The 21,157-nt window shown below is 58.7% G+C and carries 17 protein-coding genes; 3 read left to right on the top strand and 14 right to left on the bottom strand.

Features of this window, described 5'->3' with window-relative positions:
- Nucleotides 1-7: 7 nt before the first annotated feature.
- The 10 genes from NZK35_RS22430 to NZK35_RS22385 form a co-directional block, all read right to left on the bottom strand.
- Nucleotides 8-1,099 carry a glycosyltransferase family 2 protein gene (locus NZK35_RS22430; RefSeq protein ID WP_259634763.1) on the bottom strand — a complete coding sequence of 364 codons (1,092 nt, stop codon included), beginning with the start codon at nucleotides 1,097-1,099 and terminating at the stop codon, nucleotides 8-10.
- Nucleotides 1,100-1,114: 15 nt separating this feature from the next.
- Nucleotides 1,115-1,951 (bottom strand): FkbM family methyltransferase, encoded by an 837-nt coding sequence (locus NZK35_RS22425; RefSeq protein ID WP_259634762.1) that lies wholly within the window; start codon nucleotides 1,949-1,951, stop codon nucleotides 1,115-1,117.
- 77 nt (nucleotides 1,952-2,028) lie between these two features.
- Nucleotides 2,029-2,862: a hypothetical protein gene (locus NZK35_RS22420; RefSeq protein WP_323379653.1), complete on the bottom strand. Its 834-nt coding sequence runs from the start codon at nucleotides 2,860-2,862 to the stop codon at nucleotides 2,029-2,031.
- Nucleotides 2,863-3,076: 214 nt separating this feature from the next.
- Nucleotides 3,077-4,360, bottom strand: a complete 1,284-nt coding sequence (locus tag NZK35_RS22415; RefSeq protein WP_259634760.1) for an ABC transporter ATP-binding protein — start codon at nucleotides 4,358-4,360, stop codon at nucleotides 3,077-3,079.
- Nucleotides 4,361-4,387: 27 nt separating this feature from the next.
- On the bottom strand, nucleotides 4,388-5,209 hold the full coding sequence (locus NZK35_RS22410) for an ABC transporter permease (protein WP_259634759.1): 822 nt from the start codon (nucleotides 5,207-5,209) through the stop codon (nucleotides 4,388-4,390).
- A 45-nt stretch (nucleotides 5,210-5,254) separates the two neighbouring features.
- Nucleotides 5,255-6,340 carry a non-hydrolyzing UDP-N-acetylglucosamine 2-epimerase gene (wecB, locus tag NZK35_RS22405; RefSeq protein ID WP_259634758.1) on the bottom strand — a complete coding sequence of 362 codons (1,086 nt, stop codon included), beginning with the start codon at nucleotides 6,338-6,340 and terminating at the stop codon, nucleotides 5,255-5,257.
- Between the two features lie 13 nt (nucleotides 6,341-6,353).
- A complete protein-coding gene (locus NZK35_RS22400) occupies nucleotides 6,354-8,720 on the bottom strand; it encodes an O-antigen ligase family protein (RefSeq protein ID WP_259634757.1) in 2,367 nt (788 codons plus the stop codon).
- A 5-nt stretch (nucleotides 8,721-8,725) separates the two neighbouring features.
- Nucleotides 8,726-9,727: a GDP-mannose 4,6-dehydratase gene (locus NZK35_RS22395; RefSeq protein WP_259634756.1), complete on the bottom strand. Its 1,002-nt coding sequence runs from the start codon at nucleotides 9,725-9,727 to the stop codon at nucleotides 8,726-8,728.
- Nucleotides 9,728-9,810: 83 nt separating this feature from the next.
- Nucleotides 9,811-11,160, bottom strand: coding sequence for a glycosyltransferase family 4 protein (locus NZK35_RS22390; RefSeq protein ID WP_259634755.1), 1,350 nt, complete (start codon nucleotides 11,158-11,160; stop codon nucleotides 9,811-9,813).
- A gap of 41 nt (nucleotides 11,161-11,201) precedes the next feature.
- The gene (locus tag NZK35_RS22385; protein WP_259634754.1) at nucleotides 11,202-12,191 is read right to left on the bottom strand and encodes an NAD-dependent epimerase/dehydratase family protein; all 990 of its coding nucleotides are present in this window, start codon (nucleotides 12,189-12,191) and stop codon (nucleotides 11,202-11,204) included.
- Between the two features lie 593 nt (nucleotides 12,192-12,784).
- On the opposite strand from NZK35_RS22385, the gene NZK35_RS22380 reads away from it, so the two are divergent.
- From NZK35_RS22380 to NZK35_RS22370, 3 genes are all read left to right on the top strand, one after another.
- Nucleotides 12,785-13,510, top strand: coding sequence for a Bax inhibitor-1/YccA family protein (locus tag NZK35_RS22380; RefSeq protein ID WP_259634753.1), 726 nt, complete (start codon nucleotides 12,785-12,787; stop codon nucleotides 13,508-13,510).
- 5 nt (nucleotides 13,511-13,515) lie between these two features.
- Nucleotides 13,516-14,244: an LON peptidase substrate-binding domain-containing protein gene (locus tag NZK35_RS22375; RefSeq protein WP_259634752.1), complete on the top strand. Its 729-nt coding sequence runs from the start codon at nucleotides 13,516-13,518 to the stop codon at nucleotides 14,242-14,244.
- 121 nt (nucleotides 14,245-14,365) lie between these two features.
- Nucleotides 14,366-14,704, top strand: a complete 339-nt coding sequence (locus NZK35_RS22370) for a TraR/DksA family transcriptional regulator (protein ID WP_259634751.1) — start codon at nucleotides 14,366-14,368, stop codon at nucleotides 14,702-14,704.
- 6 nt (nucleotides 14,705-14,710) lie between these two features.
- Here NZK35_RS22370 and NZK35_RS22365 read toward each other — a convergent pair whose 3' ends face one another.
- From NZK35_RS22365 to NZK35_RS22350, 4 genes are all read right to left on the bottom strand, one after another.
- Entirely contained in the window at nucleotides 14,711-16,273 is a 1,563-nt protein-coding gene (locus NZK35_RS22365) for an anti-sigma factor (RefSeq protein WP_259634750.1), read from the bottom strand.
- Nucleotides 16,270-16,926, bottom strand: coding sequence for an RNA polymerase sigma factor (locus NZK35_RS22360; RefSeq protein WP_259634749.1), 657 nt, complete (start codon nucleotides 16,924-16,926; stop codon nucleotides 16,270-16,272). The genes NZK35_RS22365 and NZK35_RS22360 overlap by 4 nt, the downstream gene beginning before the upstream one ends.
- Nucleotides 16,927-17,028: 102 nt before the next feature.
- Nucleotides 17,029-18,522, bottom strand: a complete 1,494-nt coding sequence (locus NZK35_RS22355; protein ID WP_259634748.1) for a hypothetical protein — start codon at nucleotides 18,520-18,522, stop codon at nucleotides 17,029-17,031.
- Nucleotides 18,519-21,146, bottom strand: coding sequence for a hypothetical protein (locus tag NZK35_RS22350; protein ID WP_259634747.1), 2,628 nt, complete (start codon nucleotides 21,144-21,146; stop codon nucleotides 18,519-18,521). Before NZK35_RS22350 ends, NZK35_RS22355 begins: the two co-directional genes overlap by 4 nt.
- Nucleotides 21,147-21,157: the final 11 nt, after the last annotated feature.

The raw sequence follows: 21,157 nt of genomic DNA, 5'->3' as shown, positions 1-21,157 counted from the left end.
CAATGCTTCAAATCGCGGAGCGATCTGCAACGTTTCCTTGACTACCCGCCGACTCGTTTGACGCGTTGTGAGAATCCAGCCAGCGGCTGACGGCAAAGCAGACTCTTCGAATCGCTGACACGAACGGCCTGGCGAGGGCGGGGCGCGTGCGATCGTCTTCCAGCGGAAAGTAGGCAAGCGCCAACGTTTTCCAGGGTCTCGGCAGTGTCAAGTTGAGTCGCAGCGACTTCCAAGCGTGCTTTCTCGCGGTGGCGGGATTGCCAGAGTGCAGGGCGACGGCGGACCAGGTGTCATGAATTTTGCAGCGAGGAGTTTCAGCGTGGGAGGCGGTTTGCAGGCTTGACGGCAGGGCTTCCATCCCCCGCCGTCGACGGGCGTCGTTGATGGCCAACATGGCGCGTTCACGTTGCCAGTGCGGGACTTTCCAGCTGTTGCTTTCTGCATGCCAGCGGTAATCCAACAGGATTTCCGGCAGGTTGGCCAGTTTGCCGATTTCGGCCAATCGCAACCAGAGATCCGTGTCACATCCGACGGGGAACTCGTTGCGAAACCCGCCGACTTGATCGAGTGCGTCAGCGCGGACGATTGAGCTAGGAAAGAAGATTGCGTTGTGACGATACTCAATTAATTCGCTGTCGATCGATTCGTGATCGCCCGGGCGAATGTCCGTTTTAATGACCGCACCATCTTCGTCGATGACACGAACCGATGTACCGGCTGCAACAATTTCGGGATTGTCTTGCATGAACCGCATCTGTTTTTGCAGCCGGGTCGGGTAGGCCAAATCATCGGCGTCGAGCCAGGCGATCAACGGGGCCGAGGCTGCCGAGACCAGCAGATTGCGAACAACGCCCAACCCTTCGCGGCTGCCGTCAAGAATGCGGATCCGAGAGTCCTTGGCAGCATACAGCATCAAGATCTCGCGTGTTCGATCCGTCGATCGATCATCCGCGATCAGCAGCTCGAAGTCTTTGAATGTCTGATCAAGCAGCGTGTCCAACGACGAAGCGAGATAGCGTTCGCCGTTGTAAACACTCATCAGCACCGACAGCGGCGGCGGCATCACGCAGTGGGTTAGGCAAGAAGATTGATCGTTCACTTCACTCGCTGGGCGTCAATGAAAGAGGCGATTGACGACGCGATGAAGAATACCGGGTTTGGCAATGCTCTCACATCGAGGCTTTTGAGCTTCAACACATTGTGATTTCAGCTCAGCAATGACTTCGGCGGGTACAAGATCGGCTAGTTGTTTTTTTACATACAAGACATCCGCCTGCGGTCCTTCAGGAAGCATGACAGATTCGAACATTCCATGACCGCTCATGAATTGCCGGACATCCTCGACAAGCGGTTGCCCCGCGTAAACTTCTGTGAGTGAGACTTCCATCCAGATGGCCCGAATCGATCCAAAGCTCTTCTCTGCCCCACGCAAGACATCCAATTCAGCACCCTGCACGTCCATGTGAAGGAAGTCAGGCATGACGTTCTCGCGTTCACAAAAGTCGTCCATTGTCATCGTGTCGACATCTGTCGTCCCTTCAAACTGCAGCCATGGCCAGTGGCGTTTGATTTCGTCTTGATTTGGCGCGATCAATGAACTCGATTTATTCCCGAACGTCCAATCACCAGTTTCGTGTTGTCGGCCTTCCGGGCAGCCTCCAGAAACATGAAACGTCGCTTTGCCATTGCTGCTCGCAAGAGCGACGTTGACAACTTTCACGCGTTGCCCATCAAACCGACGGATGGAATCGTCGATCATTGCGACGTTTTCGGGCAAAGGCTCAAACGCATAGATCGTCGCTTGTGGGAACAGGCGGGAGTAGCGAATCGAATCAAGGCCTTCGCATGCCCCAATATCGAAGATCGTCGCGGGCGGAGCATGCGCAAAGACTGCATTCAAAAGAGACGCATTTTTCAGGTCTTCCTGGACGTATTGATCGCGGGATTTCATCGTAGACAGCTCATTGATTCAAGAATGTGCAACACTCGAAGGACCATTTTGCGGGCCCGTCTGTTCGAAACAACCCGCTATCCGTCGACGCATAAAGGAACCGCATCGGGCGCACTCAGTCCGACGCGTTCGAGAAGATCCAATGCAAGATTGGCCTGTGTTCGATTGATCACTCGCAGCGGTTTGTCGATTTGTTGATCGCGGCGACGTTTCGTGTCGTAGGGTGAACCGTCACTATCGGATTCGAGTTCCTCAAGGACCGCTTGATTGCGATCGCTCCAGTCGATCGTAAGATGCTCGGCAATTTGGGGAAACAACGTTTCAGGGTCAATGCACAATTCTTCGAACTGAACAACTCGCAACAGAGGCTGGCGATTTCCGATGTCGCGAAGGTATTCATTCAGCAACGAGACGGCAACGATCAGCCTAACGCCATAGTCCGATTGGTCCACCCTTCTCGGCAGTTTCTCCAATTCTAAACGGAGCGTATCGGATTGGCATTTCCCGATGCGTTGCATCTTTGAAGAAGCGAACGACTCCAGTTCTTCCATGAGATATCGGTAGGGATCGGGAAGGCCATTGGTCGCAAGAATGCTGTCGGCACAAGAGAACGGATTCCGCAGTGTTGCGACCGCAGGAACTGGAAAGATGCCGAGCAGTTGCTCGGCGGCAAACAGAGAATGCACTTCCTTGACCAAAGCAATCTCAGAGTGTGAATCATGACGTTCTTCGCGTCGTGCAATTCCCGCGGCCGCCGGATCGAACTCATCGCAACTGAGGGCGTTCAGTGCGATGCAAAGTGGATGATGGATGTCGATCCGTTTTCCCCAAGGCGATGCAACATGGTCCGGTCCGGAACTGAGCAATATCTGAGGGCGAAAACCAGGTAGTGGTTCTTGAAAGAAACGCATCGGCGTCGTTGAACCTGCCAACACTCGGGTCAACCATGTGGTCCCGGATCGCCCAACGCCAAAGACAAAACGAAGCTTCGTTGGATTGCTTCTGAGGCAATTCAACGGGAGACCGATCTGTCCATAAAAGAGACGCTTCCATCGAAGAGAACGAAGACGGTGGATCATCTTGCATCCGTGTCCTGCTTTTCTAGATCGAGACATTGAAACTGTCTCATTGATCGCTGAATATCCATTCTTGAGGGATATAAACCCCCTGCCGTTTATGTTCGTTTTGAATCCCAGAACTGTAGAAACTACCGGGTACAACCTGAATTGTCATCGCATTCTGAATCTGATCCGAAAGCGACTTGCGAATACGCAACGTCGATGTGAGCTGGTAATTTCCAGACATCAAAGGGAATCGCTTGACGCGACAACGCACCAACCCCCGGGCGGGGAGGTCTGGTGATCTCCCGTGTGCCATTTCCGAGTTTAGCACGGTAATAAATTGTGCATCGGCGGTGTGGATCGCAAGTCCCAAATTGAAGGCATTGACCTTTTTGACCCCGTCCTTCGCTTGGTATTCGATTTCAAACGTGACGTCTTGACCAGCCATCACCTCGGTGACTTCTTTCTTTGAATTGTTTTCCAGCATTCGGATTCTTGTCACCACGACCTCGCCCGAACCGGAGCGACGTGCATCCCATTCCGAACGGTCTTGCGCAACAGGTATCGCATCTGAGAGGTATTCGCTAACGATCGTTTCTGCATCGCCGACGTTCACAACCTGTCCATCTCGCAGATAGACTGCCGATCGGCACAGGCTGCGGACGACTCCCATGTTGTGACTGACGAAAATGACTGTTCGGCCGGAGCTTGCAACATCGTTCATCTTCGCCAAACATCGACTTTGAAACTCGGCATCACCGACCGCTAGCACCTCGTCGACAATCAAGATCTCCGGCTCCAGGTGAGCCGCGACGGCGAAACCCAGTCGCACTTTCATGCCACTGCTGTAACGCTTGACTGGCGTGTCGATAAACTTTTCAACTCCGGCGAAATCAACGATCGCGTCGAACTGCCGATTCACCTCCAACTTAGTCATCCCCAGAATCGTGCCGTTGAGGTACATGTTCTCGCGACCCGTCAGCTCAGGGTGGAACCCTGTCCCCACCTCCAAGAGGCTGGCGACGCGACCGATCATTTCGATCCGTCCAGAAGTCGGCGAGGTGATTCGGCTTAAGATTTTGAGCAGCGTACTTTTCCCGGCACCATTGCGCCCAATAATTCCGATCGCCTCGCCTTCAGCGACTTCAAACGAAATGCCTCGCAACGCCCAGAATGCTCTATTTTCGTCAACGGTTTCTTTATTCTCCAGCGCAACCGAGTTTTGCTTCGGTTTCCTTCCCAATAGCATGCTGGCGATGCGATTCACTCCATCGCGGATTGACCCTGAATGGGTTAGCCCCAACGCATAGCGTTTTGAGAGATTGTCGATTGTGAGCGCAGTGGACATGGAAACAGAGTAGGAAGAAATTGGCGTCTAAATCACATCCGCGAACGTCGTTTCGACCTTTTTGAACCATGCCATTCCCGCCAACAGGACGACGACCAGGACGGTCAACGAGACGGCCATCATGGTCCAATCCGGCGGTGCGCTTCCCAGCAGGCACCAGCGAAAACCTTCGATCACGCCGACGAGCGGATTGAGTGCGTAAAGCATCCGATACTTTTCCGGCACCATGGTGATCGGGTAGACGATCGGACAGAGATACATCCAGATTTGAATCGCAAAGGGCACCGCCATACCCACGTCGCGGTATTTGACGTTCAGCGCCGTCAGCCATATCCCGAACGCCAACGCGGTCAGCACCGCGATCAGGATGAAGATCGGTAGAGCAATCACTTGAACTCCCGGGACATAGCGAAACCACGCCATCAGACCGCCAAGGACGACAAGCTGAAGCGCCACTTCCACCAGTCCGACCGCAACCGTTGCCAGCGGTAGCACCAAACGTGGAAAATAGACCTTCGTCAGCATCGCCCCGCCGCCGACAATACTGCCCGTGACGGACATCAGGGCTTGCGAAAAATACATCCACGGGATCAGCCCCGCAAACGCGAAGATCACGTAGGGGGCGTCCGTCTCGACGCGGATAAAAATGCTGAACACGAGGGTGTAGATCAGCGATGTGATCAGTGGCCGCAGCACGGCCCAACCGTAGCCCACGACGGATTGGCGAAACCGCGCAGAGATGTCACGCCATGCCAGCAACATCAACAGGTCGCGATAACGCCAGATCTCTCCGAAATCGGGGAGAAAGGTCGCCTTCGGAGGTTCGATAATGGTTCGTACTTTTTCCAACTGGATCTTGTGAATTGATTGAGAGACGGAAGATCGGCTGGGAACCTATCCCACTTGCGTGCTGATCAGTATCGATGCGATCCGCTCGGCGGCTTTGCCGTCCCAGAGCGCGGGGCATTTGCGCCGGGGCGGGTTCGATTGGACTTCTTTCCAGGCCGCCAACAACGTGTCTTTTCCCGGTTGGACCAGGCGGTTGGTGCCTTCGTCGATCGTGATCGGCCGTTCGGTGTTCGGACGAACGGTCAGGCACGTGACGCCCAGGTAGGTCGTTTCTTCTTGGACGCCGCCGGAGTCGGTCATGACGACGTTTGCCGATTTCATCAACGCCATAAAATCAAAGTAGCCCAGCGGGTCCACCATGTTGATACCGTCGGCGACCGTGATGTTTTCCGTTTCCAATCTCGCCAGAGTCCTGGGATGCACCGGAAACACGATCGGCAACGACTCTGAGATTTCATTGAGTGCCGCGATCAACTCGGCCAACATCTCCGGATCGTCGACGTTGCTGGGCCGGTGCAGGGTTGCCAATACGAACTCGCCGGCGGTCAGCCCCAGAGTCGACAAGATTTCGCTTTGTTCGATCTTGGGCAACGCACGAATCAGCGAATCGATCATCACGTTGCCGACGCAGTGGATTCGGTCCGGTGAAACGCCTTCGGCAATCAGGTTGGCGTCGCCATCAGGCGAAGGGGTTAACAGCAAATCCGAAATCGCGTCGGTGACCTTGCGATTGATTTCTTCCGGCATCGTGTTGTCGCGCGAGCGCAAGCCCGCTTCGACGTGGGCGATCGGAACACCGATCTTCGATGCCACCAATGAACAGGCCACGGTCGAGTTGACGTCGCCGACGACGACCAACCAGTCGGGCCGATGTTTCAAGATCACCGGTTCGAATTCCAGCATGATCCGTGCGGTTTGACCCGCATGCGATCCTCCGGAAACCCCCAAGTGCTCGTGGGGTTTGGGCAGCTCGAGTTCACGGAAGAAAACGTCCGACATTTTTTCGTCGAAGTGCTGGCCGGTGTGCACCAGAGTCTGCTGTACCCGGTCCCCATAACCGTCCAGTGCGCGCATGATCGGCGCGATCTTCATAAAGTTCGGCCGTGCTCCGACGACGGATAATATTTTCATGACCTATCTGGTTTCAATGTGGAAAGGCGTCGCGGGGGGCAGAGACCAGGTCTTCGAGCGGAAAATCGGGGAACCGGCGAGAACGTCCCAACACGCGTGGGATCATGTGATCGTCGAGCGTCGCTGCGCGGCGCCAGACTTGAACCGCAGTTGCATAGTCACCGTGATTGGCTGCCAACGCCCCGAAACGAAGTTGCAACTCGGGGGTGTTTCGAAACAGCGCAGCGGATTGACGGATCGCCGCCTTGGTGCGTTCGGGTGATCGGTGGATGAATTCCAGATAGACTTGATCGATACGCGGTGGCATCGCCAGTGGTCGTTGACGCAGCGACGCTTCGGCCGATTGCAGGGCCTGGGCATAGGGTGAACCCGGCAAACGCAATGGCGGACTCAGCGGCATCGGGGGCACCGGTTTTCCAGCGTCGGTCACATGCATTGAAAGCACGGGATCGGCCGCTCGCCAAGCCAGTCGCCGGCGTCCGCGTGAGGTCGCCGCGTAGAGCGCCGCCTGTTGAGCCTGCGGGACTCGCCCGGCGTTCATCAAGGTCAACTCCAGCAGACGACCGCGTTGGAAATCGATCCTGGTCAGAACATCCAGCAGATCCGGGTGTGGGTGTTGCCCGGCAAGTGTACGCGTCTCGGCGGCGAATCGGTCCAGCCATTGTTGGTCCGTTCGCTGATGCTGGAACTCTGCATCGGCGGTGCGGACGGCGAAGTCGACCCAGCTGTCGAAGCGAAGTCGATGGATGGCGAACACAGCGATGACCAACAGGCCCGCCGCACCGGCGATCTGAAAAACGCGTTCTCGCAGGAATCCAGGTGACCGCCACCAAACGCCCTGCGGCAGCAATTTTAGTTTCGGTTGGCCGCTGGTGCCCGACGACGCGCTCTCGCGTCCGCTCGCAGCCAACACCACCGTCGAGGCACGTGCCACGACCACGGACAAGAGCATGACAACCGCAAACAGGTTCGCCGGCAAGATTAGTCCGAAGTCGAAGGTCTGACTGACGGCGATCACGACGCAAAGGTAGCAACCGGAAATCCCAATCCCGTGGTCGAGTGGATCTGTCGACGCGTACAAACGTCTCAGGCTCTGAACCATCAACACTGCGACCAATGCCGTCAGGACGAGGCCGATCAGGCCGAGTTCGACAAACATTTCCAACCACAAGTTGTCGGCGTGCAGACAATGACGCCAGGGACTGGTTTGCTGCCACGGCAGATACGCGTACCCATAAGACGCCAATCCGCTGCCGCCGGGGAAATGCTCGATCGCCGTGCGAAATCCGTCCGGCCAGTGAGACAGCCGGGTGTCGGTCGACAATCGTTCGCTGCCCCGCGACACCGTTGAACCGATTTGCTGAAACGTGTCTTCGCGGAGTGTCTCGGTTCCAATCGTACCGGTTCGCAACACCACCACCACGGCCAACACGACCACCGCGATTGCGGCCACCACGCCTGCCAGCCGGACGCGGTTTCCGCGTGTCAGCGCCACCGTGGCCACGCCGGCCACCAACATCGACAGCAGTCCGCCGCGAGAGCCACAGCCGATCAAACCGACCAAAGTGACGCACAGGGAAACGAGGGCCGTCAGCAACACCCCATCGCGAAGCCATGGCATACGGAACGTCTTGCGTCCCGCTTGTCGCTCCGCCGACTCGCCCGCGTCGCCTTGGTGCGACAGGGTCGAGCCACGATAGACGATCAACCCCAGCGCCGATGCGATCCCCAGATTGATCGCCAACGCCGCGTTGTTTCGGTTCAGAAACGTTCCAAACGGCGCCCCTTCGCCGCCGCTGCGAAAGCTCCAGAGGTGAAACGCGGGAAACAGTTTGCGGACAAGCCCGATCAGTGCGACCGAGCAGGCGCCCACGGCGATCGCCGAGAGCAACCAAGTCGTTCGCCCCCGATGGTGAAACACCCAGACGGCAAAAAACGAGACCAGAACGGCGATCGAAAGGTTGGCGATCGCGTGCCTGGAATCGAATGGGGCGATCGAAATCGTGAGGGATTGGGAGAGATCGACGGGGAGAATCCCGCCCGCCCACATCACAAACGCGGAATAACTGGCGGGGCTCAGCCATGCGACCAGACGCGCCGGCAGAGGCATGGTTTGCAACATGGCAGCAGCCAACAAAACCAACAACACCCCGGTAAACGCAAACGCCTGGGGCGGCAAGCGAATTTCGCCCGGACAGCCGACCGAAAGCGATCGGGCCAGCAGGGCGATCGAGCAGGCGAGGGTCAATGCGACCGCGGAGGTGTACTTGGTCCATGGCAAGATGCCACCGAAATCGCTGGCCAACATCGCGGGGGCAATCCCGAATGTGATCGCAGCGATCCAGTGCAGCAATTCGGAAAGACGTTGGCGCGAATACAATCGGCTCAGGTTTCGGCACGTTGATGCGACGTCGTCAGCGCGTCCAAATCGGACTGCACCATGATTTCGGCGAGTCGGGGAAGCTGCGTTTCAGCCGTCCACTGCAGCGATTCGGATGCCCGACTGGGATCGCCGACCAAATGCGTCCCTTCGCTGGGTCGCATGTAGCGGGGGTCTTGGGTCACAAACTCTTCCCAGTTCAATCCGACCGCATCAAACGACGCCGCCAGAAAATCTTTGACACTGTGCGCGGTTCCCGTCGCAACGACAAAGTCATCGGCGGCGGGTTGCTGCAACATCCGCCACATCGCTTCGACGTACTCAGGGGCGTACCCCCAGTCCCGACGTCCATCGAGTGATCCGAGCGAAAGCGTTTTTTGCAGTCCCATCGAAATCGCGGCGGCCGCTCGCGTGATCTTGCGGGTCACAAACGACTCGCCGCGGCGGGGCGACTCGTGGTTGTAGCAGATCGCGTTGCAGGCAAACAAACCGAAGGATTCCCGATACAGCGTGACCATTTGTGTCGCAAAGGCCTTGGCAATCCCGTAGGGCGTAACCGGACGCATCGGCGTGGTTTCGTTCTGCGGGGACTGGTCGGGACGCCCGAAGATTTCGCTGCTGCTGATGTGCAGGAACTTGGGTTGTTTGTCCAAGTCCCGCAGGATTTCGAGTAACCGAAGTGTGCCCATGGCGGTGAATTCGCAGGTCGTCTCGGGTATCTCAAAGCTCGCCCCGACGTGGCTCTGTCCGGCCAAGTGATACAGTTCGTCGGGAGTTGATTTGAGCAGGATGCGACGAATCGTCGTCACATCGCTGAGGTCTGCGTAGTGCAAGAACAGACGTTTGTTGTAGACGTCTTCTTGGTGAAACAGTTGATCCAACCGACCGCGAGCGGTGATGCTGCTACGCCGCACGATTCCATGGACGGTGTAGCCCTTGCTGATCAGCAACTCGGTCAAATAAGACCCGTCCTGACCGGTGATTCCGGTGATGAGTGCCGTTGGCATGTGTGGTTTGCTGAGCTTCAACGGGTCAGCAATGTAAAGGGGCAAAGATTCAGTGCGTCAGACAATTCAGTGCGTCAGACAATTCAGTGCGTCAGCGCGATACCAGAATCCGACGCACTGTGATGCTGACCGATCGAGGCTTCGTGCAGATTGTGGTCGGTCAGGTCGATGGCGTGATCGGAAAGGATGCTGGCGAGGATTTGCGAGAATTTCTTAACGATCACGGGGCGGTCAAAGTGACGGATCGCCGCGTCCCTTGATCGACGCTGTCGATTGACAAAGTCGCAGGTGGAGGTGCGACGCGATTCCGCTTCGGCTTTGGCCACGGCATCGGCAATGGCACTCGGAGATCCCGGTGGAACGCACCAGCCGATGTCGCGTTCGCGAACGGTTTGGCACAGATCCGTTTGCGGGTCCGCGACCGCAATCACGCTGCGGCCCGCAGCCATGATACCGTACAACTTGCTCGGGCACAGACAACCGGTGACGTTTTCGTGCATCGAGACGACGTGGACATTGGCGGCGGACAAACTTTCAGTCAGTTGGTCGCGCGGTTGATAATGCACAAATTCGACGCGCCCCGGGGGAACATTCAACCGCGCGGCGTGCTCGAGCAACTTGTCACGCGACGCCCCGTTGCCCACGAGCAACAGTTTTGCCCGGGCCGGCCAATGCGGCTCGGCCGCCGCGCTGATCAACACTTCCAGACGTTGCGTCAGCCCCATGTTGCCGGAATGCATGACCACGAAGGCGTCGGACAATTCAAAGCGTTTTCGAAATTGATTGTTGCGAGGATCGATCGGGACAATGGTTTGACAATCCGACCAGTTGGGCACGATTTCGATCTTGTCACGTTGGATTCCCCATCGAGGCCCGGTCAGTCGCCTCCGCATACAGCGTCCCAGCACGATGATTCTTGAGGCATTTTGGTACGCGCCGCGCAACTTTCGCCTCAGCAGCGGTGCGACCAGCGGTAGACGTACCTTGCCGACCGCTTCCGCCACATCGGGATAAATGTCTTGCAGATAAACGCAGTGCTCGGCGCCCACCCGTCGGGCGTACTCCGCCCCCGCGATCGGCAAGAGAAACGGATCGGTCTCACTGATGACCACGTCGGCCCCCCAATCGACGTTGCGTAGGTAGCGACGTGCGGAATAAAAAAACGAGAGCAGATTGAGGATTCGTCCGAAGGGGTTCTTCTTGGCGAATTGATGATGCGCCAGACGGTGGATCGTGACGCCGTCGCGGACCTCTGCACCGACCTGCAAATAATTGCTGTTCGGTTCAGGGCTGTTCGGCTGGCCGCAAACCACATGCACGTCGAAGTGCGGGGCCAGACCTCGGCACAAGTCCGAGAGCAACTGGCCGGTCGCTTCAATGTCCGGCCAGTACGACCGATTCAAAAAGACGATGCGGCGACGTGAATGGGGCACGGTAGGCTTCGGCTCAACAAGATCGGTCTGGTCGGGGGGAATCATGGTAGAACAATTTTTTCCGACCACGGTTTATTAGTCTGATACCAACGCACGGATTCGTCCAATCCTTGTTCCAACGAAACCTCAGGTTTCCACCCCAGCAGCTCTCCGGCTTTCGAAATGTCCGCACTGGTGGTCATCATATCTGCCTGGTGGAAGGGCAAATACTCGATGATCGCTTTTTTGCCGAGCCGGTCTTCGAGCATGCCGATCAAGGTATTAAGCGAAACCGGAGTCCCACCCCCGCCCAAATTAATGATTTCGTATCCCACGGGTTTCGCCGCCAGGATGGTTCCCCGGGCGATATCGTCGACATAGGTGAAATCGCGGGACTGTTCACCGTCCCCGAATAGTTGAATCGGAACGCCCTCGTCGATCCAGCGAATGAATCGGAAAATCGACATGTCGGGACGCCCCGCCGGCCCATAGACGGTAAAGTAGCGACAGATCGAGACGTCGATCTGATACAGGTAGTGGTGGCTGTACGCCATCACCTCGGCGCCTTTCTTGCTGGCCGCATAGGGGGAGATCGGCGTGTTGACCGGCAGCGATTCGTTGAACGGCATCGGCTGGCCGGCGTACAGCGACGACGTCGACGCGAGGATGTATTTGCCGACGCCGGTCCGCCGCATCTGATGCAGCAGATTCAGACTGCCCAACGAGTTGGTCGTCTCGTAAATGTGAGGATTCTCCATGCTGTACCGGACGCCGGCCCGGGCAGCAAGATTGAAGACGGCGTCGAAGGAATCGGCGTCGAACAGTCCAGCCAACGCATCCTGGTCTTCGATATCGATCCGATGAAAACGGAATCGATCAGACTCGAGTGCCTTCAGTCGGTGCTCCTTCAGCGAGGTGTCGTAGTAGTCGTTGACGTTGTCCACGCCGACGACCGTGTGCCCGGCGTCAAGCAGCAGCGAGGCAACCCTGTTGGCGATGAAGCCCGCGCAACCGGTGACAAGATAGGTTCCAGGTGTATCAGCAGTGGTCATCATGAAGTCTCGAACGTGAAGGTAGTTCCAGGAGTGGACATGGGACGCGAGAGCCCCGGGCGGCGCGGACTTCGTCCACGTGGGTGACACATCTGGTTCAGACGTGCCACCACCGGGTAGGGTGGATGTCGCGACGGGTCAGTGGAACCGACGTCCAACGCGCTGGGGCGGCTCCGGCGAACCTGACGGACCGGGGAGCCTATCTCACTGGCTGGCCAATCACGCGGACGGCCGGATGCGGGTGGAACGCGCGTTGGCCGCTGCGTGCGAAAGTAGTCATCGCCTATTTGAGCCCCCGATCACCAATGTCGTCCACTGTTCCGGCGAGCATACTTGTGAAACCGTGACGGTTGCAGGGGCGTTGCCTGTTGGGCGATTGATTCGGTTTGCAAGCTCAAATTTGCGTTTCCGACGGCATACGGCGCATCAAACCGACGCATGGAAAGCTATAGTGACGCAGTATCAGGAGCTTGGGCAGTGAGAGCTTCGCGGGCGTCAGGTCGTCGGGGGGCAGCGCACCCGGCTTGCATCTGGTATGGTGCCTGGGATGATGCCCGGGGTGGATGCGATTTTCCAATCAGCGAGATGTTTCAATGAGCAATGTGAATCCATATTCCGTGACCGATGTGGGAGTGCCAGCCGCGTTTGCCGACGAGTCGGCTCGCGCGGGGTTCATTCGACGAACTTACACCCACCTGTTCGGCGCCATTTTGGCGTTGATCGGGATCGAGGCGGTGATTTTCACCGTCGTCCCGCAGGCCAAAATGATGCAACTGGTCCAGAGCGTGTCGCCCTGGACGTGGCTGATCGCTTTGGTCCTGTTCATGGGAGTCGGCTGGCTGGCCCGCTCTTGGGCCGCCAATGGGGCCTCGCCCGCGATGCAGTATGCGGGGTTGAGCTTGTACGTGGTGGCGGAGGCGGCGCTGCTGTTCCCGCTCCTGTACGTGGCCATCACGTTCGTCGACCCCAAGACCCCGCTGATGGCGGCCGCCGTGACGCTGGTGGTGTTCGGGGGGCTGACCGCGTTTGTGTTCATCACGGGTGCCGATTTCAGTGGCTGGGGCAAATTCCTGGCGTTGGGCGGATTCGCCGCGATGGGTGCGATCTTCGCAGGGATCTTGATGGGCTTTTCGCTCGGGCTATGGTTCAGCGTGGCGATGGTCGCCCTTGCCTCGGGGTATATCCTGTACGACACCTCCAACGTGCTGCACCACTACCGTACCGACCAGCACGTCGCGGCATCACTGGCGTTGTTTGCATCAGTCGTGCTGCTGTTTTGGTACGTGTTGCGGATCTTGATGGCGTTTGCCGAAGAGTGAAATTGATGGGTGACTTGGACGACTTGACTCGCTTGCCGGACGACTTTGACGGTCAGGTCCGCTTGTTCCCGTTGCCTTCGCTGGTCCTGTTTCCGCACGCCATGCAGCCGCTGCACATCTTCGAACCCCGCTATTGCGAAATGCTCGCCGAGGCACTCGAAAGCGACGAGTTGATCGCAATGGCGACGCTGACCGAGACGCAACCGATCGGCAAGGGCGATCCTCCCATCGACCCGACCGTTTGCATCGGGAAAATCGTCTCCCACGTGGAACGCGATGACGACCGGCACAACATCTTGCTGGTCGGCATCAAACGGGCCCAGGTGACAGCGGAAGTCGATGCAGGGCGTTGCTTCCGGATCGCCAAGATCAACGTGTTGGACGATCTTTATCCGCCATCGGGGATGAACGACCGCAGCCAGCTTCGCGCCGCACTGTTGGCTGCCTTTGGCGAGGTGATCCCGGCCAGCCAGAGTGTCCAGCAGGGGCTGAGCGAACTGTTGGCCGGCTCGATGGGGTTGGGGCCGATCACGGACATCATCTCGCACACGCTGCCGCTGTCGGTGGCGATGAAATTGCGGTTGCTGGCCGAACAAAACGTCGACCATCGTGCCCAGTTGTTGATCGAATTCCTGGCCAGTGGCGCCGTTCACTTACCTTCTTCCGATCACCCGTCCGGCAGCAATGCGGCGAAAACCCGGCTGCCCTTTCCGCCGCCATTCAGCACCAACTGACGACCAACTGAACGGCGACCATGGGCGGAAAGCGGAGTGGTGGAATCGACGTGGGGGTGCGTTTGTTCTATGTTGGTGGTTTCGTCTGCCAAGCTCATCTTGACATTCTTCAAGGAACGTGATGACAACTGAATCCGAACAACCGAATCCCGACTACTCGGCCGTCCGCGCCGAGCTACAGGCGAAGCTCGATAAGCTGGTCACTCGCGTCGAGGGAATTGACACCGACCTCAGCGAAGCGGTCAACGAAGACTGGGAGGAACGTGCGACCGAGCAAGAAGAAGACGAAGTGCTCGCCGGTTTGGGGAACGTCACCATGCGCGAGATCAACCAAATCAAAGAAGCACTGCACGCGATCGAACAGGGGACCTACGGCATCTGTGCTCGCTGCGGTGCCCACATCGATCCGGCCCGGCTGGAGATTTTGCCGTTCGCGACGACCTGCATCAAGTGCGCGTAGGTCAGCTTAGCGTCGGCCTCCGCGGCGATCAGGGCGGTAGTAAATCGCCTTCATGATTTCCTCCGGCGGGAGCAGGTCCAACACGTCCGGCTCTTCTCGCGAACGGTAGCGATCAAGCGGAGTCGATTCATCGGCTTGGAACGCCGGCGAATTCCGGCGGAGCGCTTCAAGGGTCCACGTCCGCAGCGTATCGTTGACCGCAACCACTTCACCGGCAAGCTCGGTCGACAGACTCGTCAACGCACTCAGGTCCTCGCGGGCTTGATCATCCAGTAGCGCCTTGAGGTCTTGGTATTCGCGGTCGGTGACGGGAGGAATCCGCGGTGGCGACGGGCGTCGCCCCGGATCACGTTGCTCGTCGGCGTCGGAATCATCTTCGTCATGAGGTGCCGGTCGACCGTTGCCCGGCGGTCCATTGTCTGGTCCGGCCCCGGGCCCCCTTGGCCCGCCACCGCCGGGTCCCAGTCGCAATCCGCCTCCGAATCCGGAAAACCCCGGCCCCCGGCCTCGCCAATCGCGGTCGTCGACCATCGCGCGAAGCGTGAAGTACTCCGCCCATTGATCGTCGCGTCCCTGCTCCTTGAGCATGGCTTTGCCCCGTTCAATTCCGGCGGCCAAACCAGGGATCTGCTCCATCCGTTCCTTCAACAACCATTGCAACCACAGATAGATCCGATCCGAGGTTTCTTCACTGATCAGTTTTCCCGAATCACGGGCCAGATCGTTCATCGTGATGTCGATCGCCAGGTCGATTGCATTCTGCCGCACGGCTTCGTCGGTGCTTTGCAGATCATCACGCAATTCTTCACCGACGCTTTCGATCCAGACCGACGCGGCTTTCATGGTCCGCAATAGTTTTTCACTGTCTTTGGCGTTGCGGACTTCCTCGGCGATCCGCCTCAATTCCTGCTTGGTCTCTTCGCTGTATCCGCGATAGGCTTCCCAGCGGACGACCAACTTCTCGCGGGTTTCAGTGGGCAATGACTGTAGCGCAGCGTCGCGGTCTTGTAATGGAATGGAAGCGACCACACTGGCCGGAGCCATTTCTCGCTGACCGACCTGTTCCATCGTTTCGATCATGTTTTGCCAGCGGGGGTTGTAAGCGAGCTGGTAGTAGAACGAAAAATTGTCGCCCAGCTTGTAGGCTTCGTGGTCCTCCGCGATCGCCAGCTCTGCCAGGTCATTGCGAAGTGCGATCCGATTGGCGATCGACATGCCGATGGCGCCGGCGGCAAAACCGGCGACCACCAAGGCGAAGAAGACCAGCTGTCTCCAATGCTTGCTCACCCAGCCGGCTTCCGATTTCTTTTCCGGAATGATGTCGGCGACCAATAGCTCGATGGTCGATTCAACCAGTTTCTCGTTGGTGGACTCCGAGGGCAGCTCGTCCAGCCACTCCCACCCGGATTGCAGCGTTTGCAGGCGCCGCTGAAACTCGGTCTCCGCGACCAGCCGCTTCTCGACGGCCTTTCGCTCGGTGTCGTCCAGTTCGTCATCCAAATAGGCGACCAACAGTTCATCGTCGGGATCAACCGGTTCATCGTCGGTTAGCAAGACACTTTCGCTCATGGTTCCACCTCGCTCGGGATCACCCCCGCCTCGATATACGGCTGCAAGATTTCGCGCAAGTTGACTCGTGCTCGACTGAGCAACGATTTGACCGCCTTGGTGGTCAGGCCCATCGTTTCAGCGATTTCGGCATAACTCAGATTCTCAAAACGCGACAGCATCAGCGCCGTCCGCTGTCTCTCCCCCAAGGCTTCGACGGCCTGGCGGACGATGGCACCGCGTTCGCTGCCTTCGACCAAGCGACCTGGCATCAGCGAACTGGCATCCAACGCGGTCGCGGCCAGAATGCCCACGGCCTGGGAGCCGTCCGAGGTCACCGGTGCGTCGATCTCGTTGACCTCCTGACGCCGCCCCTGACTACGCATCGCGTTTCGCGCCACATTGGCCGCGATCGTAAACAGCCACGTCGAAAACTTGGCGCCGGGCTCGTAGCTGTGTCGCGCCCGAAAAACACGCATGAACGTCTCTTGCGCCAGATCCTCTGCCAGATCCGGTTTGGGACCGATCGTTCGCATCAAACGAACCAGCCGTGGCTGATACTTTCGCAGCAACTCCTCAAACGCAGCGGCGTCGTCGTTTCTGACACGAATCATCAACCGGACGTCGGGGTCCGATTGCTGGTAACGCAGTGCGGTGGAATCGCTAACAGCCAAACGATCGGGGACGCTAAGAGAAATGAAGAATCGGCATCAATGCCTGAAATCGAGCATTTTAGTCTATCACGATGAAACCCGTCCTAGCAGTCCAGGTTCCGCTCATTCGTGCGCAAGCACGCTTTCTCGCACTCGCCCCAGCAGTCCCACGGCGACCGCGGCCAGCAATTCCACCCCAATAAACAGAAGTCGAGCCAAAATCGCAGCCAACAGGGCGTGAGATCCTCCGATCACCGGCGCCAAAACCACAGCCAACGTCAACTCGCGAACCCCCGCACCGCCGGGCAGCAACGACGCGAACCCGACCACCATCGCCAACGCGATCGAAGCGACCGAGGCGGCGTAGAGCAGCAGGGCGGAATGCGCCGTCCGCTCTCCCGGAATGCTATCAACCAAACAGGCAAACGACGCACCGATGAGCGCCCAAGCGACGCCCTGGCCGATCCAAGCAGAGACAAAGAAACGCCAGTCATGGCCAACCGCAACGACCACCGACTCCGCCCCCACCAACCCAGGGTCTGTCCCCACCAACCCAGGGTCTGTCCCCACCAACCCAGGGTCTGTCCCCACCAACCAGGGGTCTGTCCCCGACAATCCTGACGATCCGGGGTCTGTCCCCACCAACCCAGGGTCTGTCCCTGACGATCCAGGGTCTGTCCCCGCCGACCCGGGGTCTGTCCCCGCCAACCCGGGGTCACCCTCCCTCTGGGAGGGTCGCGAAGGAGTTTGCGACGACGCGGGGAGGGTTTTCGACACGTCATTGTTGGTGTCGGTGGATGCTGGGTAGCCGGAACCCTCCCCTCGCTGCGCTCGACCCTCCCGCCTACGGGAGGGTGACTCGTTAACTTGATGCCAATGGGGGTCTGTCCCCGCCAACCCGGGGTCTGTCCCCGACGATTTGGGGTCTGTCCCCGGGGGGAGGGGGAGATTGGGCGGGGTTGTTGGTTCGGGGGAGACTTTATTGACCAGCCGCTTCAACACCGGGGGCAGGGTGGGTAGCGTCGCCAGGACGCCTCCGCAGAGTGCACACCAAGCGATCCATCGCGGAACCGGCAACAGGAAAATCAGAACTCCCGCCAACGCCGCGCCGACCGCCATCATCGTCAGCGTTTCTAAAAAGACGGCGATCGAACCCGCGACGATTGGAACGCCCCCCCCCGCCAGTCGTCCCGCCCGGATCACGACCACCATCGCTTTGCCAGGCACGTACTTTCCCAAATGGCCGACCACTTGGGCGGACAAAGCGTCCTGAAGACGGACGCGATAGCCCAACACCCGTGTTCCTTCGTACAGCACCAACCCGCCGGGAATCAGCCCGAGTCCATAGAACACGGCGGCCAAGCCGATTTTTCCCCAGGCGAGATTCAGGACGTTCGGAACCTGGGACCGAGCCAAAGCCACGTCACTCTCCAATTGCCGACGCTCCGCGACCGTTTTCGCCGATTCGATCGCCGCTTCCATTTTCGCGATCCGCTGCAAGGCCAAATCCTGTTGATGGCTCCACTGCGTGATGGCACTGCGAGCGGCCAGGACCAGCCCCACGATGACGATCGTTGCGATCAGCACTCGCGCAACACGCTTGACGTTCGAACTCATTCGGCTTCCGGATATCGGATCGATTCCTTCCGCAACCGAACCTTCCATTTCTTAACCACTTCCTCGCGACGACTGGCAACTTCCTCTTCGGGTTTGAAGAACAGTGTCGTGCCACTGATGTCGCGCAGGTGCTCCGACGCTAAAACCCGTACGGGCATCGACCCGGATTCCAGATCGGCCACCAATTCGGCGTCTCCGCCGGTTTCTAATTGGTCTTGTGAGTACCCGATCAGTAGGCGAAACAACGTGTCGCCGTCGGCGTTGTCCATCGCCGCGTTTTGCCCCGCGATTGCCGTCCTGACGGCTGCGGCGTCGACAATGCTGCGGTCCATCATCTGGCGGACGGCATCCAAATGAGATGACCAGTAAAGACGCTGCTTGGGATCACTCAATAGTCCATCTACACCGAAGTAGGCCGAGGCATCACCCAACGCCAACATCGTCTTTCCGGCGAGCGCCGCGACTTCATTACGACGAAATCCCAAGGCAACTCGCAATGACAGCAGCAGCGAATCGGATCCGTCGCCGCGAACCAATTCCAGCAAATCGCTTGCCGCCTCTGATTCTAACGATCCGGTGTCCACTTCCGGATCAATCCAAGACGGCAACGGTGTCGATTGAGTCACCGAATGCTCACCGGGATCCGATTCGTTCAGCTTCAAAACCACCTGCGAACCGGCAGGAACCTCCACCGCGTCGCCGTGCCCACTGGCCGAAACGTTGCCCGCGACGCTGGTCAGCACCACCACGGTCTGATGATTCTGGACGACCATCGGGTCGGCCCCCAACTGACGACGATGCGCGACTTCGAATGCCAGCACAGCCTGCCCCGTTTCTGTCTGGGCAACAATCGTGGTCTCGCCGACCGTCATGGCAACACTGTTTCCGGGTTTGGGCAATTCAACCGTGCCCCGGCCATAACGAATCTCCATGTTCACCGTCGCCTGACCCGATTCCCAACGGACTTCGGCAGGTCCGACCAGCGTGCTGGTCAGCGATTCATCTCCGGACAGCTGAAAATTGGCGCGGTACTCGGGGCCACAAACGGTCACGCTGCCGGGGGTCACGGCGGCGTCGGGTGCCATCAACGTCCAGTTCGATTCCCCCTGCCGCTTGGCGACTAACGCATTGTCGGAAACCAGTGTTGCGAGAGCCAATTCGGATGCGGCGGCATCATCCGTGGTCGGGTCAACCGCACTGTCCATTTCAGGCGTTGTGGTCTCGGAATCGGTAGCGCGTGGCGTCTTGGTATCGGGCAACGAAGCGATCCGTTCTTCGGCCATCCCAGGCGGCAGCGGAGGCGCGTCGGAATCTTCCATCACCACTTCGGCGTTTCCGTCCAGCGGATCGGGATTGTCGGGTGCGATCGATGGATCGGGAGTGGGTGGCAGCGGCGGTGCATCGGAACCCTCCATCGGTTCCGCCGTCTCGGTCGTGGCGGGAACCTCCACCAAGTCGGCCGCCGAATCAGGCTCCGGTGGCGCATCGTCGGTCCCGGGAACTGGCGGCTGTTGGGCGACCGGTTCCGGCGCCGGCAACATCTCCGGATCGATCGCCATCGGATCGCCCGACCCGTCGTCAACCTCTGCATCTGCATCGCCGGTTGCCGATTCACCAATTTTCGACTCATCGGTTTTCGATTCGCCGGCACCGTCGCCCGACGCGGGCACATCGCTGTCGGATTGGGAAACACCGGACTCGGCATCGGACTGAGCGAGTTTTTGCGGTCCCAGCAGCGGCGTGAATATTTTGCTGATGGCAAACAACAAGATCGCAACGAGCGCGAGCGTTACCAGCCACGGGGTGATCCGCGACGTGCGCACTTCTCCGTCGTAGAAATCGGAACGTTCCAATTGTTTCAGTGGCCGATCGCCTGCGAGCGGCTCGGCATCGTCCAATGCGGTCCCGGCCTCGGCAAATTGATGCGACTGTTCACGCAGTTTTGTCGCCGCCTGAAACACCCCACTATCGCTCACTCCGACCGGTTTCACGTCTTGCGGCGGTGTCGCTCGGGGATCGGCGATCGGCTCCGATGATGCATCGGGAAACGTTCCAACGGCCGCGTCGTCTGGAGTTTCTGCGGGCGGCAGCGTTGCCGCCCTGTCATCGGCGTCGGTGAGATCGATGCCGGAATAACGGGGTCCGATTTCGCCGGCGATCGCCGGCGATGCGGTTCCCCCGAGCGGGCCGGTCGACAGCGACGGATCCGTCGCAACGACCTTGCCGTTGGCGTCGACCATCGCGATCACACGCTCACGCAACTGATCCGACACTGCGGCCGGTCGTCCCAACACCAACGTCAAGATCTGATGACAGGCGGCCGCCTCGGCAAGATGTGGCAGCGATTCCAGACAGGCCTTTTCGATTTCAGCGATCTGCTCCGGCGACAGAGTGCTGTCCAAAAAGTTGCTCATCATGTTGGGCTCCTCGATCGGATGCACCGAATCGGGAGCGGGAGCGGATAACGAAGGGTCAGCCACGGAGCGGCGGATTCGCTGAACCAGTTGCGTGGCGAACCCGCTCTGTTCGACCTTTTGCCGCAGAATTTCCGCCTCCTGGGGCTCAAGCGTGTTATCCAAGTAGGCCAGCAACGTTCGCAGCGTCAGTCGCATCGTTCGTCTCATCACTAAACAGA

This window comes from Stieleria sedimenti, from assembly GCF_025060895.1.
Lineage (GTDB): Bacteria > Planctomycetota > Planctomycetia > Pirellulales > Pirellulaceae > Stieleria > Stieleria sedimenti.
The sequence above is the reverse complement of the archived record's forward strand: the minus strand, read 5'-3'. Positions and strand labels throughout refer to the sequence as shown.

Bases quoted from the DNA above. Each gene is read 5' to 3' on its own strand.
- NZK35_RS22395 (WP_259634756.1), bottom strand. From the start codon at position 9,727: ATGCCAACGGCACTCATCACCGGAATCACCGGTCAGGACGGGTCTTAT.
- NZK35_RS22380 (WP_259634753.1), top strand. From the start codon at position 12,785: ATGAGCAATGTGAATCCATATTCCGTGACCGATGTGGGAGTGCCAGCC.
- NZK35_RS22385 (WP_259634754.1), bottom strand. From the start codon at position 12,191: ATGACCACTGCTGATACACCTGGAACCTATCTTGTCACCGGTTGCGCG.
- NZK35_RS22365 (WP_259634750.1), bottom strand. From the start codon at position 16,273: ATGAGCGAAAGTGTCTTGCTAACCGACGATGAACCGGTTGATCCCGAC.
- NZK35_RS22350 (WP_259634747.1), bottom strand. From the start codon at position 21,146: ATGAGACGAACGATGCGACTGACGCTGCGAACGTTGCTGGCCTACTTG.
- wecB (WP_259634758.1), bottom strand. From the start codon at position 6,340: ATGAAAATATTATCCGTCGTCGGAGCACGGCCGAACTTTATGAAGATC.
- NZK35_RS22415 (WP_259634760.1), bottom strand. From the start codon at position 4,360: ATGTCCACTGCGCTCACAATCGACAATCTCTCAAAACGCTATGCGTTG.
- NZK35_RS22370 (WP_259634751.1), top strand. From the start codon at position 14,366: ATGACAACTGAATCCGAACAACCGAATCCCGACTACTCGGCCGTCCGC.
- NZK35_RS22375 (WP_259634752.1), top strand. From the start codon at position 13,516: ATGGGTGACTTGGACGACTTGACTCGCTTGCCGGACGACTTTGACGGT.
- NZK35_RS22355 (WP_259634748.1), bottom strand. From the start codon at position 18,522: ATGAGTTCGAACGTCAAGCGTGTTGCGCGAGTGCTGATCGCAACGATC.
- NZK35_RS22420 (WP_323379653.1), bottom strand. From the start codon at position 2,862: ATGCGTTTCTTTCAAGAACCACTACCTGGTTTTCGCCCTCAGATATTG.
- NZK35_RS22425 (WP_259634762.1), bottom strand. From the start codon at position 1,951: ATGAAATCCCGCGATCAATACGTCCAGGAAGACCTGAAAAATGCGTCT.